The organism is Leisingera coralii, from assembly GCF_049056525.1.
Classification (GTDB): domain Bacteria; phylum Pseudomonadota; class Alphaproteobacteria; order Rhodobacterales; family Rhodobacteraceae; genus Leisingera; species Leisingera coralii.
Genome location: NZ_JBHUPT010000039.1, coordinates 1 through 14,016, shown reverse-complemented (window position 1 = coordinate 14,016; position 14,016 = coordinate 1). Strand labels below are relative to the sequence as shown.

General features: G+C 64.3%; 13 protein-coding genes. 8 read left to right on the top strand and 5 right to left on the bottom strand.

What is annotated here, in order from left to right; translation table 11 throughout:
• Nucleotides 1–134: 134 nt before the first annotated feature.
• The 5 genes from ACFMBG_RS14040 to hpaR form a co-directional block, all read right to left on the bottom strand.
• Nucleotides 135–716 (bottom strand): sarcosine oxidase subunit gamma, encoded by a 582-nt coding sequence (locus tag ACFMBG_RS14040; protein WP_421055324.1) that lies wholly within the window; start codon nt 714–716, stop codon nt 135–137.
• A complete protein-coding gene (locus tag ACFMBG_RS14035) occupies nt 709–3,720 on the bottom strand; it encodes a sarcosine oxidase subunit alpha family protein (RefSeq protein WP_421055348.1) in 3,012 nt (1,003 codons plus the stop codon). Before ACFMBG_RS14035 ends, ACFMBG_RS14040 begins: the two co-directional genes overlap by 8 nt.
• Nucleotides 3,721–3,731: 11 nt before the next feature.
• Entirely contained in the window at nt 3,732–4,019 is a 288-nt protein-coding gene (locus ACFMBG_RS14030; RefSeq protein ID WP_019294538.1) for a sarcosine oxidase subunit delta, read from the bottom strand.
• A 16-nt stretch (nt 4,020–4,035) separates the two neighbouring features.
• Nucleotides 4,036–5,286, bottom strand: coding sequence for a sarcosine oxidase subunit beta family protein (locus ACFMBG_RS14025; protein ID WP_421055347.1), 1,251 nt, complete (start codon nt 5,284–5,286; stop codon nt 4,036–4,038).
• 271 nt (nt 5,287–5,557) lie between these two features.
• The gene (hpaR, locus tag ACFMBG_RS14020; protein ID WP_421055323.1) at nt 5,558–5,998 is read right to left on the bottom strand and encodes a homoprotocatechuate degradation operon regulator HpaR; all 441 of its coding nucleotides are present in this window, start codon (nt 5,996–5,998) and stop codon (nt 5,558–5,560) included.
• A 114-nt stretch (nt 5,999–6,112) separates the two neighbouring features.
• Here hpaR and ACFMBG_RS14015 point away from each other — a divergent pair, with 114 nt between their 5' ends.
• The 8 genes from ACFMBG_RS14015 to ACFMBG_RS13980 are packed head-to-tail and all read left to right on the top strand — an operon-like array spanning nt 6,113 to nt 13,789.
• Entirely contained in the window at nt 6,113–6,505 is a 393-nt protein-coding gene (locus tag ACFMBG_RS14015) for a 5-carboxymethyl-2-hydroxymuconate isomerase (protein WP_421055322.1), read from the top strand.
• Nucleotides 6,505–8,016 (top strand): 5-carboxymethyl-2-hydroxymuconate semialdehyde dehydrogenase, encoded by a 1,512-nt coding sequence (gene hpaE, locus ACFMBG_RS14010; protein ID WP_421055321.1) that lies wholly within the window; start codon nt 6,505–6,507, stop codon nt 8,014–8,016. The genes ACFMBG_RS14015 and hpaE overlap by 1 nt, the downstream gene beginning before the upstream one ends.
• A gap of 39 nt (nt 8,017–8,055) precedes the next feature.
• Nucleotides 8,056–8,910: a 3,4-dihydroxyphenylacetate 2,3-dioxygenase gene (hpaD, locus tag ACFMBG_RS14005; RefSeq protein WP_421055320.1), complete on the top strand. Its 855-nt coding sequence runs from the start codon at nt 8,056–8,058 to the stop codon at nt 8,908–8,910.
• A gap of 13 nt (nt 8,911–8,923) precedes the next feature.
• Nucleotides 8,924–9,904: a 3,4-dihydroxyphenylacetate 2,3-dioxygenase gene (gene hpaD / locus ACFMBG_RS14000; RefSeq protein ID WP_421055319.1), complete on the top strand. Its 981-nt coding sequence runs from the start codon at nt 8,924–8,926 to the stop codon at nt 9,902–9,904.
• A gap of 39 nt (nt 9,905–9,943) precedes the next feature.
• Nucleotides 9,944–11,356, top strand: coding sequence for a pyridoxal phosphate-dependent decarboxylase family protein (locus ACFMBG_RS13995; protein WP_421055318.1), 1,413 nt, complete (start codon nt 9,944–9,946; stop codon nt 11,354–11,356).
• Complete coding sequence (locus ACFMBG_RS13990; RefSeq protein WP_421055317.1) at nt 11,356–12,207, top strand: fumarylacetoacetate hydrolase family protein; 852 nt, start codon at nt 11,356–11,358, stop codon at nt 12,205–12,207. Before ACFMBG_RS13995 ends, ACFMBG_RS13990 begins: the two co-directional genes overlap by 1 nt.
• Nucleotides 12,204–13,004, top strand: a complete 801-nt coding sequence (gene hpaH, locus ACFMBG_RS13985; RefSeq protein WP_421055316.1) for a 2-oxo-hept-4-ene-1,7-dioate hydratase — start codon at nt 12,204–12,206, stop codon at nt 13,002–13,004. The genes ACFMBG_RS13990 and hpaH overlap by 4 nt, the downstream gene beginning before the upstream one ends.
• Before the next feature lie 14 nt (nt 13,005–13,018).
• Complete coding sequence (locus ACFMBG_RS13980; RefSeq protein WP_421055315.1) at nt 13,019–13,789, top strand: aldolase/citrate lyase family protein; 771 nt, start codon at nt 13,019–13,021, stop codon at nt 13,787–13,789.
• Nucleotides 13,790–14,016: the final 227 nt, after the last annotated feature.

Genomic DNA, 14,016 nt, shown 5'->3' with positions numbered 1-14,016 from the left:
TTGCTAAAAATATCCCTGCCGGAGACATCCGCCCTCTCCGCACAGGCCAGGCAATTCCTTTGTCCGTCTCCGATTGCCAAAGGCAAAACGCCCGGCCTTCTGGCCGGGCGCTGTTGCTCTCCGCTCAGGTCGCTTCAGATCACCGACTTCGCCGCCGCCACCAGCGCATGATGCAGCGATGCCGCCGAGGACCGCGGGCCGATGATGGAATACCCCTGGCCGGGCGTCTGGCACAGCAGGAAGACCCCCAGATGCTCCATCGAGGTCCGGGTGGCATCGCCCGCCTTGCCCGCGCGGACATTGGCGTTGCACAGCCGCTCCAGCACATCAAAGCAGCGCGGGCCTTCCATGTCGAAACGGCACCAGCCGTCGGTCTGCTCCACCACGGAGCCCGCCTCGCCGACCGCCTGCTTCAGCTCGCCCGCCAGCAATTCGTGGCTGTCATGCGGGGCAGAGACCATCCACAGATCCGGCCCCATCCACCAGGCTGCAAACTCCCCTGCCGTGTTCCAGCCGGCAGGCTCTGGCAAAGCGCCGCCCAGATAAGACGCCGCAGCAGATTTCACCGCTGCCTCCTGCCCCTGACGCGCCGCCAGGGAGGCCAGCGCCCGGTCCGTCACCTCACGGATCAGCAGGCCGGTAAAAGCATCCGCACGCGGCTCATGCCCGCCCAGCGGAGAGATGGCTTTCAGCCCATGATTATCGAACTTACCCACGGAGACGCTCCCCTTCCGGATCCACAAAATGCGCGCTGACAACTTCGACCTGGATTTCCTTGCCTTCCAGCGGATTGACCGCGCGGATCACCTCTCCCTTGCGCACGTCGCCGCTCTTCAGGAAGCCGATCCCGATCGAGCAGCCCAGCACCGGCGAATAGGCGGCTGAGGTGATATAGCCCTGATCGGTTGCCGCGCTGACCTCGCCAGTGGCGTTCATCAGGTGCGCCCCGGCCTGAACCGCGTCGGAGGCATTGACCGGCTTGAAGCCCACGAGCTTCAGCGCATCCTCCTGGTTCAGCCCCTCGCGCTCACTCAGCACGTTGCCGATGCAGTCCTTCTTCTTGCTGACCATCCGGCCCATGCCAAGGTTCAGTGCCGAGGTGGTGCCGTTCAGCTCATTGCCCGCGGCATGGCCCTTCTCGATCCGCATGACGCCCAGCGCCTCGGTGCCGTAAGGAACAGCGCCGAACTCCTCGCCCGCCTCCATCAGCTTGCGGATCATCGCATCGCCATAGCGGGTCGGCACTGCGATCTCATAGGCCAGCTCGCCCGAGAAGGAGATCCGGAACAGCCGCGCCCGGCAGCCGCCCGCGACGGTCACTTCCCCGCAGGCCATGAAGGGGAACGCCTCGTTCGAGATGTCGAACTCGGGGTCCACGACCTTCTGCAGCAGCTTGCGGGCATTCGGACCCGCCACCGCGAACTGTGCCCAGGCCTCGGTGGTCGAGATCAGCTGCACATCCATGTCAGGGAACAGGCACTGGCGCGCAAATTCCATGTTGCGGTAGACCAGAACTGCGTTGGCGGTGGTGGTGGTCACCACGAAATGATCATCGGCAAAACGCGCCGCGGTGCCGTCGTCATAGGCAATACCATCCTCGCGCAGCATCAGCCCGTAGCGGACCTTGCCCACCGGCAGCTTGGCAAAGGCATTGGCGTACATCTTGTTCAGGAACTCGGCTGCGTCCTTGCCCTGCACGTCGATCTTGCCCAGCGTGGTCACGTCGCAGATGCCGACGGAATTACGGGTCTGCAGCACCTCGCGGTCCACCGACTGGCGCCAATGGGTTTCGCCCGCCTTGGGGAACCACTGCGCACGCAGCCATTGGCCCACCTCGACAAACACCGCGCCCTGCTCCTCAGCCCATTTGTGGCTGGGAGTCTTGCGGGTGGGGCGGAACTCTTCGCCGACCGAGCGGCCTGCCATCACACCGAACGAAACCGGCGTATAGGGCGGGCGGAACATGGTGGTGCCGACCTCGGGGATCTGCTTGCCCGCCAGTTCGGCCATGATCGCCAGACCGCCCATGTTGGAGGTCTTGCCCTGATCGGTCGCCATGCCAAGGGTGGTGTAGCGCTTCAGATGCTCGACAGAGCGGAAGTTCTCCTGATGCGCCAGTTTCACATCCTTGACGGTAACGTCGTTCTGCTGGTCCAGCCAGGCGCGACCCTTGCCTTCTTTCACATACCAGAAAGGGGTCACGTTGATTGGCGCGTCTTCGGCCTCCGGCAGATCACCGGCTTTTGCCTCGATACCCAGCTCCGACAGCGCGGCCACGGCTCCCTCGGCACCGGCCCGCAATGCGGCAGCGGTGGAGAAATCGCCATTGGCGGCACCGGCAACCGACATGTGCTGCGGCAGATCCCCAGCAGGGACAAAGGCCGCAATGTCCTCGCGCCAGGCCGGACGGCCGCGCTGGTGGCAGGTCAGATGCACGTTCGGGTTCCAGCCGCCGGACACCGCCAGCGCCCCGCAAGGCACGTCGCGGGTGGTGCCATTGGCCAGGCGCACCCGCGCCCATTCCAGCCCCAGCCGGCCCTTGGTGTCGACCACCTGCGCACCGGCAAAAAGCTCCGCGCCTTCGACCTTGGGCGCGTCGGCGCGGGTGTCGATCACCGCCGTCACCTTTACGCCCTTGGCGATCAGGTCCGCCGCAGTGCGGTGGCCGTCGTCGTTGTTGGTAAACACCGCAACCGTCTGATCCGGCGTCACCGCCCAGCGGTTGGCATAGGCCCGCACCGCACCAGCCAGCATCACGCCCGGACGGTCGTTGTTCTCAAACGCGATCGGACGTTCGGTGGCCCCCGCCGCCAGCATCGCCCGCTTGGAATAGATCCGCCACAGGATCTGCCGCGGCTTGCCCGCTTCCGGCGCCAGCACGTGGTCGGAAACCCGTTCCACCGCGCCATAGATACCGTGATCAAAGGCGCCGATGATGGTGGTGCGCGGCATCACCCGCACGTTCGGCATCGATGCCAGCTCCGCCTGCACCTGCTCAACCCAGGCCGCGCCGGTCAGGTCGCCAACACCGAAGGTTTCCGCATTCAGACGCCCGCCCAGCAAGAAATCCTCATCGGCAATGATCACCTGCGCACCAGCCCGGCCCGCGGTCAGCGCCGCCATCAGGCCGGTGGGGCCAGCCCCGATCACCAAGAGATCGCAATGCAGGAAGCCCTTGTCATAGGCATCCGGATCCGCCTCGAAACTGATGCTACCCAGACCCGCCGCCTTGCGGATGATCGGCTCGTACAGCTTCTCCCAGAACGCCGCAGGCCACATGAAGGTCTTGTAGTAGAAACCCGCGGTCAGGAAGTTCGAGAACCGGTCGTTGATCGCCATGAAGTCATGCTGCAGCGACGGCCAGCGGTTCTGCGAATTTGCTTCCAGCCCATCGTACAGCTCTGCCACGGTGGCACGGGTGTTCGGCTCCTGCCGCCCGCCGCTACGCAGCTCGACCAGCGCGTTGGGCTCTTCCGAGCCAGAGGTCAGCACGCCCCGCGGGCGGTGGTACTTGAACGACCGGCCCATCAGCCGCACGCCATTCGCCAAGAGGGCCGAGGCCAGCGTGTCGCCCTCAAACCCTTTGAAGCGCTTGCCGTCAAAGGTTAAATTCAGCGGCTTGCTGCCCTTGATCAGCCCGCCATCCAGGCGGTTCACCTGCACCCCCTTGCGGGCGCCGGTGCTGCCGTCGGCCTGAAAGGCCACGCGGCCGGCATTCATCACTGCGTCAGTCATTTGCTGCGCCCCCTTGCCCGGGCCACATCACGGGCCAATTCGACATTCAGGATTTCATGGGTCACGGTGTTGCGGGTCACCACCAGCCAGGACCGGTCGCCCTGCTCATGGAACCACAGCTCACGGTGCTCGCCCGCCGGGTTGTCGCGCAGATACAGGTAGTCGTGGAACTGATCCGCTGCATTGTCGGCCTGCCAGTCCGGCCGGTCGATCAGGCTGGCGTCCCCCAGATAGGTGAACTCCTGGAAATCCCGCGGCCCGAGGATCGGATGGTTGATAATCATCGCTTCTGTCCTTTCCTCAGTGCAGGTTCGGCTGGGCGCCCTGGCCCTTTTCGTCGATCATGCAGCCGCGGCGGAACCGGTCGAGCCGGTAGGCCGTGGCCACCTTGTGCGGGGTATCGGTCGCCAGCAGATGCGCATAGCACCAGCCCGAGGCCGGGGTCGCCTTGAACCCCCCGTAGCACCAGCCGCCGTTGAAATAGAGGCCGTCCACATGGGTCTTGTCGATGAAGGGGGAGCCGTCCATCGACATATCCATGATGCCGCCCCAGCTGCGCAGCATCCGCACCCGGCCCAGCGCCGGGATCAAGGCCATGCCGCCTTCCATCACGTCCTCGACCACCGGCAGGTTGCCGCGCTGCGCGTAGGAATTGTACATGTCCAGATCGCCGCCAAAGACCAGCCCGCCCTTGTCCGACTGGCTGCAATAGAAGTGGCCCGCGCCAAAGGTGATCACCCCGTCCAGCACCGGCTTCAGACCCTCGGAGACAAAGGCCTGCAGCACGTGGCTTTCGATCGGCAGGCGCATCCCCGCCTTCTCCATCACCCGGCTTGACGACCCGGCAACGCAGCTCGCCACCTTGTTGGCGCCGATGAAACCCTTGGTGGTCTCCACGCCCAGGCATTTGCCGTTCTCGATCCGGAACCCAGTGACTTCGCAGTTCTGGATGATATCGACACCGCGCAGGTCGGCGCCGCGGGCATAGCCCCAGGCCACCGCATCGTGGCGCACGGTGCCGCCGCGGCGGTGCAGCAGCCCGCCCTTGATCGGGAAACGCGCGTCATTGAAATTCAGGAACGGGTACATCGCCCGCACGCCGTCGGTATCCAGCAGCTCCGCATCCGACCCGTTCAGGATCATCGCATTGCCCCGCCGCCGCGCGGCGTCGCGCTGCGCATCGGTATGCACCAGGTTCAGAATGCCGCGCTGGCTGACCATGGCGTTGTAGTTGAAGTCCTGCTCCAGCCCTTCCCACAGCTTCAGCGACAGCTCGTAAAACGGCTCGTTGCCGTCCAGCAGGTAGTTGGAGCGGATGATGGTGGTGTTGCGGCCCACGTTGCCGCCGCCGATCCAGCCCTTCTCGATCACCGCCACATTGGTGATGTTGTGGTTCTTGGCCAGGTAATAGGCCGTCGCCAGCCCGTGCCCGCCGCCGCCGATGATCACCACATCGTAGCTTTTCTTGGGTTCCGGATCGCGCCAGGTGGGGCGCCATCCCTTGTGGCCCGTCAGGGCCTCCTTGATCACTTTCAGGCCGGAGTACCGCATGATGTCCTCATCAACTGTCCCCATAACAGTTGTTGAGAAACGCCGGTCTTCACAGAGCGATTTCGGACACCCGCCGCGCCATTTGCGTCAACAGCAGCATTTCGCCAATTCAACAACGGCAGCAGTTTCGGCAAGCCTCCGTCTCCATCACAATACAAGATATTGATAAATATATGAAATAACGGAAATTCCAAAAACCTGCCAAAAACACCAATGCCATCCGGTTTGCGTCACGCGCCCCGGCATCCGCGCCAAATGCGGCAGAAACGACTCACTCCGACAGGTCGATCTGATCCAGCTCGTTCAACAGATCCAAGAGCGCCTCATAGCGCTCAGCCCCCATCTTGGCCCGGGTGCGGTTCATCAGCTCAAGACTCGCCTCAATGTTGTCGGCGATGACCTTCTCCCCCGCAGGCGCGATCCGCACCACCTGGCGGCGGCGGTCTTCCTTGTCGCGCTCCCGGCTGATCAGCTGCTTTTCCTCCAGCTTCTGCAGGATCCGCGTCAGGCTCGGCAGCAGCAGGCAGGCCTTTTCGGCGATCTGGGTCGGGTCAATCGGCCCGCTCTCCTGCACCACCCGCAGGACGCGCCATTGCTGCTCGGTCAGTCCCGCGCCGCTCAGCAGCGCGCGGATCGGACCCATCACGCGCTCCCGCGCCCTGAGAAGGGCAATCGGCAGCGAACGGTCAGTGGAGGGCATCATCCTGGTCATATCCGATTATCACCCCGCTTCCGGCTAAACGCAATTGCCGCTTGGGTTTCTTCTGCTTGACTCATCGCCGCACAATTGCTAAACATGTTAAGTACTTCAGGAGAGGTAACGCACATGCCGCACATCACGCTGGACTACTCGGCCAACATGGAGGCGCGCACTGACATCGCCGCGCTGTGCCGCCATCTGCGGCAGGCAGCAGCAGAAACCGGCGTGTTCCCCCTGGCAGGCATCCGGGTGCGCGCCTTTGCCGCCAGCCACGTCTCCATTGCCGACGGCGATCCGCAGCACGGCTATATCGACATCTCCATTCGGCTGCGCGCGGGCCGCGACCTGGACACCCGCAAGCGAGCCACCCAGGCGGTCTTCGACGCAGCTCAGTCTTTTCTTGAGCCGGCCCTGCAGCAGCACTCCATCGCGCTCTCGCTTGAGATGCGGGACATCGACCCGGAGCTTTCCCCGAAATGCGGCACCATCCGCGACCACATGCAAAAGGCGGACCAGTGATGAGCGATCTGACCACCAACATCGAAACGCTAAACACCCACCTGGCCCGCTTCCGCGAGACCGGAATTCAGAACCTGATCGGCGGCGAAAGCCGCCCCGCGGCCTCTGGCGCCACGTTTGAAACCTCCTCGCCAGTAGACGAAAGCGTGATCTGCGCGGTTGCCAAAGGCGGCAGCGAAGACATCGACGCCGCGGCTGCCGCCGCCAAGACAGCCTTCCCCGCCTGGCGCGACATGCCCGCCTTGGAACGCAAGAAAATCCTGCACCGTATCGCCGACCTGATCGTCGAGCGCGCCGAGGAAATCGCGCTCTGCGAATGCTGGGACACCGGCCAGGCCCTGCGTTTCATGTCCAAGGCCGCCCTGCGCGGCGCCGAAAACTTCCGCTTCTTCGCGGACAAGGCCACCGCCGCCCGCGACGGCCAGCAGCTGCAATCGCCGACGCTGATGAACGTGACCACCCGGGTGCCGATCGGCCCGGTCGGCGTCATCACCCCCTGGAACACGCCGTTCATGCTGTCCACGTGGAAGATCGCCCCGGCGCTGGCTGCCGGCTGCACCGTGGTCCACAAACCGGCCGAGTTCTCCCCCCTCACCGCCCGCATCCTGGCCGAGATCGCCCATGAGGCCGGCCTCCCCGCAGGCGTCTGGAACCTGGTCAATGGCTTTGGCGAGGACGCAGGAAAGGCGCTGACCGAACACCCGGAAATCAAGGCCATTGCCTTTGTCGGCGAAAGCAAGACCGGCTCGATGATCATGAAACAGGGCGCCGACACCCTGAAACGCGTGCACTTCGAACTGGGCGGCAAGAACCCGGTGGTGGTCTTCGACGACGCCGACCTCGATCGCGCGCTCGATGCCGCGATCTTCATGATCTACTCGCTGAATGGCGAACGCTGCACCTCCTCCTCGCGCCTTCTGGTGCAGCAGAGCATCGCGGAGGCGTTTGAGGCCAAGCTGATCGAGCGCGTCAACAACATCCGCGTCGGCCACCCGCTGGACCCGGCCACCGAAATCGGCCCGCTGATCCACAAGGTGCATTTCGACAAGGTCACATCCTATTTCGAGACCGCCAGACAGGACGGCGCCACCATCGCGGCCGGCGGCACCCGCGTTGGCGATCAAGGCTGGTTCGTCCACCCGACACTGTTCACAAATGCCACCAACGATATGACCATCGCGCAGGAGGAAATCTTCGGCCCGGTCCTCACCGCAATCCGTTTCAAAGACGAGGATGAGGCTCTAACATTGGCCAATGACACGCAGTACGGGTTGACGGGCTATGTCTGGACCAACGACCTCACCCGCGCTCTGCGTTTCACCAACGCGCTGGAGGCCGGGATGATCTGGGTGAACTCGGAAAACGTCCGCCACCTGCCCACCCCCTTTGGCGGGGTCAAGGCCAGCGGCATCGGCCGCGACGGCGGCGACTGGTCTTTCGAGTTCTACATGGAACAGAAACACATCGGCTTTGCCCTGGGCCACCACAAGATCCCGCGCCTCGGCGCCTGACCTCAAGGAAACGCGCAACCAGTCTTTGAGGAGAAGACCATGGGAGAAATCGTTCTCGCCGCCAAATGCACCCATGTGCCCACCATGCTGATGTCGGAACAGCCCGGCCGCCTGGAGGGCGCCCGAAAGCCCGCCATCGACGGCCACCGGGAAATCGCCCGCCGCGCCAAGGCGCTCGGCGCCGACACCATCGTGATCTGCGACACCCATTGGGTGATCAACGCGGGCTACCACATCAACGCCAACAGCCGCTTCAAGGGCCTGTTCACCTCCAACGAATTCCCGCAGTTCATCCAGAACCTGCCCTATGAATACGAAGGCAACCCCTCCCTGGGCGACGCCATAGCGGCGGCGGCTTCGGACAAGGGCGTCTACACCCTGTCGCACCAGCTCGACTCGCTGGAACTGGAATACGGCACCCTGGTGCCGATGCGGTTCATGAGCCGCGAGGGCGATTTCAAGGTGGTCTCCATCGCCGCCTGGTGCACCGTCCACGATCACGACGAAAGCCGGGTGATCGGCGAGGCCATCCGCGAGGCGGTCGAGGCCTCGAACAGCAAGGTTCTGCTGGTTGCCTCCGGCTCGCTCAGCCACAAGATCTGGGCGAACAAGGACTATGCCGCCAACAACGGCACCTTCACCATCAGCTCCGAGTTCAACCGCCAGATGGACCTGCGGGTGCTGGAGCTGTGGCAGAAGGGCGACCACGCGACCTTCCTCAGGATGCTGGGCGAATATGCCGAATTCTGCTGCGGCGAAGGCTCCATGCACGACACCGCCATGCTGTATGGTGCGCTTGGCTGGGACAGCTACACCGCCCCTTGCGAAGTGATCACCGAGTATTTTCCCAGTTCCGGCACCGGCCAGACCAACGTGATCTTCCCGGTTCAGTAAGAGGAGCCCCCCAATGCCCGTCCCCGCCCCGAACCTCTATCCGCCCTTCAACATCGTGCGGCTCAGCCACGTCGAATACGCCGTGACCGACCTCGCCGCCTCCCGCGCTTTCTATGTGGACACCCTCGGCCTGCAGGTCACGCATGAGGACAACAGCCGCATCTACCTGCGCGCGATGGAGGAACGCGGCCACCACTGCATCGTGCTGGTGCAGGCGGATACGGCCTCCGTGGGCGTTCTGGGCTTCAAGCTCTATGACGCGCCGGACCTGGACAAGGCAGCGGAATTCTTCGCCTCCAAGGGCCTGCCGGTGGAGTGGGTCGACCGCCCCCACATGGGCCGCACCTTGCGCACCCGCGACCCTTGGGGCATCCCGCTGGAGTTCTATGTGAAAATGGACCGGCTGGAGCCGATCCACCAGAAATACAGGCTCTATAACGGGGTAAAACCGCTTCGCATCGACCATTTCAACATGTTCAGCGCGGATGTGGATGCCTCGGTCGCCTTCTACAACGAGATGGGCTTCCGCGTCACCGAATTCACCGAGGATGACGAAAGCGGCAAGGTCTGGGCGGCCTGGATGCACCGCAAGGGCGGCGTGCACGACGTGGCCTTCACCAATGGCCTCGGCCCCCGCCTGCACCACACCGCCTTCTGGGTGCCGAACCCGATGAACATCATCGACCTGCTCGATCTGATGTCGACCACCGGCTACGTCGGCAACATCGAGCGCGGCCCCGGCCGCCACGGCATCTCCAACGCCTTCTTCCTCTATGTGCGTGACCCGGACGGCCACCGGATCGAGATCTACTGCTCCGACTACCAGACCGTCGATCCGGATCTGGAGCCGATCAAATGGTCGCTCACCGATCCGCAGCGCCAGACCCTCTGGGGGGCGCCCGCGCCGCGCAGCTGGTTTGAGGAAGGTTCCGTCTTTGAAGGCGCCACTCCGAAACCCAGCGCCTTGAACGCTCAGCCGATTATTGCACCCTGACACTGTCCGTGCCGATGGCACGGACAAAAGGAATACGAGATGAAATGGAATGAATTCTCCGACTGGGGCCGCAGGGTCGCGGACTGGACGCAGGACTACCACCTGACCGTCGGCGACCGCCCGGTGCGCGCCAGAACCGAACCGGGCCAAGTGCTGAACGCCCTGCCCCATACCCCTCCCGAAGATGGCGAGGGGATGGAGGCAATCTTCCGCGACTTCGAAGACATCGTGATGCCCGGCATCACCCATTGGCAGCACCCCCGCTTCTTTGCCTATTTCACCTCCAACGCCGCCGCGCCTTCGGTGCTGGCGGAATTCCTGACTGCCGCCATCGCGCCGCAATGCATGCTGTGGCAGACCTCGCCCGCAGCGACAGAGATGGAAACCCGGATGATGGACTGGCTGCGCCAGGCGCTGGACCTGCCGGACCAGTTCCAGGGCGTCATCCAGGACTCCGCGTCCTCCGCCACCCTCGCCGCCGTGCTGACCATGCGGGAAAAGGCGCTGAACTGGCAGGGCAACAGCCAGGGCCTGTTCGGGCAGAAAGCCTTGCGCATCTACTGCTCATCAGAGGTCCACACCTCCATCGACCGCGCCATCTGGGTTGCGGGCATCGGCCAGCAGAACCTGATCCGCATCCCCATCAAGGGCGATTGGCGCGGCATGGACCCGGAGGCGCTGGAAGCCGCTATCGAAGAAGACCTCGCCGCAGGCCACCAGCCCGCCGGCGTCATCCTCTGCGTCGGCGGCACCGGCGTCGGCGCCACCGACCCCGTCGACAAAGTGCTGGACGTCGCCGAGAAATACGGCCTCTACACCCATGTAGACGCCGCCTGGGCCGGCTCCGCCATGATCTGCCCGGAATACCGCCACTACTGGCCGGGGGTGGAGCGCGCCGACAGCATCGTCTTCAATCCTCACAAATGGCTCGGCGTGCAGTTCGATTGCTCCGCCCATTTCCTGAAGAACCCGGATGATCTGGTGCAAACCCTCGCCATAAGCCCGGAATACCTCAAGACCCACGGGCACGACGGCATCATCAACTATTCCGAATGGTCGGTGCCGCTGGGCCGCCGTTTCCGCGCGCTCAAGATCTGGTTCCTGATCCGCACCTACGGGCTGGAGGGCCTGCGCCAGCGCCTGCGCAATCACATCAACTGGTCGAACCAGCTGCACGAAAAGCTGAAAGCCGAGCCCGATTTCGAGAACACCACCCCGCCGATGTGGTCGCTCTGGTCGTTCCGCTATGCGCCTGAGGGCGCCACGGATCTGGACGACCTGAACCTGCGGCTGGTTAATGCCATCAACAACGACGGCCGCATCTATCTGACGCAAACCCGCCTCGACGGCCAGCTGGTGATCCGCTTCCAGGCAGGCCAGTTCGAAACCACGGAGGCAGACGTGATGATGGCCTTCGACGTCATCACCGAAATCGCAAGGAGCCTGACCTGATGCGCTTTGCCACCTACACCGCCAATGGCGAGACCTTCTATGGCGCCGCGACGGACGACGGCATGATCGCCCTGTCGCCGCAGTTCCCCGACTGGCCCACAATGCGCGAGGTGATCGCCGCCCAGGGCCTGCCCGAACTGGCAAAGGCCGCCGAGGGCAAACCCGTCACCCACACGAATTTCACCTATGAGATCCCGATCCCCAACCCTGAAAAGATCATCTGCGTCGGCGTCAACTTCCCGGACCGCAATGCGGAGTACAAGGACGGTTCCGCCCAGCCCAAGCACATGTCCCTGTTTCCCCGCTTCCCGCGCTCCTTCACCGGCGCCGAACGCCCGCTGATCCGCCCGCCGGAAAACCACACGCTGGATTACGAGGGCGAGGTTGCGGTGGTGATCGGCAAGGCAGGCCGCCGGATCAAACCGGAGGACGCCTACGATCATATTGCGGCACTAACACTGGCGAATGAGGGCACCATCCGCGACTGGGTCCGCCACGCCAAATTCAACGTGACCCAAGGCAAAAACTGGGACAATTCCGGCTCTATCGGCCCCTGGCTGGTGCCCTTCACCGATGCCGCCCAGCTGGATGAGGCCCGCATCGTCACCCGCGTGAACGGAGAGGTCCGCCAGGATGACACCCTCAGCCGGATGATGTTCCCGATCCGCGAGGAGATCGCCTATATCTCCACCTTCACCACCCTGCAGCCCGGCGACGTGATCATCACCGGCACGCCCACCGGCGCAGGCGCCCGCTTCGACCCCCCGAAATACCTGAAACCCGGTGACGTGGTGGAGGTTGAGGTCGAGGGCATCGGCATCCTGCGCAACACGGTAGAGGACGAGGCATGACCCCCGAACAGCATCAGGACGCCGCTGACCGGCTGTTCAAAGCCGAGCAAACCGGCCAACAATGCGGTCTGCTTTCGCAGGCCTATCCCGGCATGACGCTGGACGATGCCTATGCAGTTCAGCAGGCTCTAATCAGGCAAAAACTGGCCTCCGGCCGCAAGAAGATCGGCTGGAAGATCGGCCTCACCAGCCGCGCCATGCAGCAGGCGCTGAACATCACCACCCCCGACAGCGGCGTGCTGCTGGACGACATGCTGTTTGAAAACGGCGCCACCGTCCCCGAAGGCCGCTTCATCCAGCCGCGAGTGGAGGCAGAAATCGCTTTTGTCATGAGATCCCCCCTCGCAGGCGCCCACTGCACCCGTGCAGATGTGCTGGCCGCAACGGACTATGTGGCGCCGTCGCTGGAGATCCTCGACACCCGCATCCTGCGCGCCGACCCGGCAACCGGCCAGGCCCGCATCATCACCGACACCATCAGCGACAACGCCGCCAATGCCGGCGTCGTGCTGGGAGCGGAGCGCCACGCTGTTGACGCCCACGACCTGCGCTGGGTCGGTGCCATCGTGGCCCGGGGCGGCACGGTGGAGGAAACCGGCCTCGGCGCGGGTGTTTTGAACGATCCCGTCACCTCGGTCCTGTGGCTGGCCCGGCGGATGGCCGAATATGGACAACAGATCGAGGCCGGGGATATCGTGCTCTCAGGCTCTTTCATCCGCCCCATCGAATGCCCGCCGGGCACGGAGATCGCCGCTGATTTCGGCCCCTTCGGCTCCGTGTCCATCAATTTCGCCTGACAGGAGGCTCGCCAATGCCCGCACCCAGGAACACCTTCAAACAGGCTCTGTCACAGGGCAAACGCCAGATCGGCTGCTGGATGAGCTTTGCCGACGGCCAGATCGCCGAGATCATGGGCACCTGCGGCTTCGACTGGCTGGTGATCGACGGCGAGCATGCGCCCAACGACATCCGCTCGATCCGCGACCAGCTGATCGCGCTGGCGGCGTCGCCCAGCCACCCGGTGGTGCGGGTGCCGGTGGGCGAGACCTGGATGATCAAGCAGGTGCTGGATGCAGGCGCGCAGACGGTGCTGGTGCCGATTGTCGAAAGCGCCGATCAGGCCCGCGAACTGGTCCGCGCCTGCCGCTACCCGCCCAAGGGCGCGCGCGGCGTCGGCGCTACGGCGGCGCGCGCCACCATGTTCGGATCGGTCAGCGAATACATCCAGACCGCCGACCAGGAGGTCTGCCTGCTGGTGCAGGTGGAAAACCGCGCCGGGATGGCCGCGCTGGACGAGATCCTGCAGGTCGAGGGCATCGACGGCGTCTTCATCGGCCCCGCGGATCTGTCCACCGACATGGGCCACCAGGGCAACTCGGCCCATCCGGAGGTGCGCGCAGCAATTGCCGATGCCATCACCCGCATCAAGGCGGCAGGCATCGCCCCCGGTATCCTCGGCACCACCGACGAGGCCACCCAAGCCTACGCGGACATGGGCGCGCAGTTCCTGGCGGTTGGCATCGACGTCATGGTGCTGGCCAAGAACGCCCGCGATCTGGCTGCCAAGTGGAAGGCGGAATAACAGACACGCATTCGCAGGAAGAGGGGAAAACTCCCGCGCCCGGCCGCAGCCCTGGCTTTGCCAGCGCAGCGGCAGCGGGTTTGGGCGTGGCACCGCGCCTTGCGCGGTGCCACGCCCAACGGGAGGAAGGTATTTTCAATACCTGACGACGGGCGGGAGCGCTTCCCCTGCTTCCAAGCGTTGCGCCGGGTTCAGCGCAGCACCATGCCCTCGGGCCAGCTGAGCGT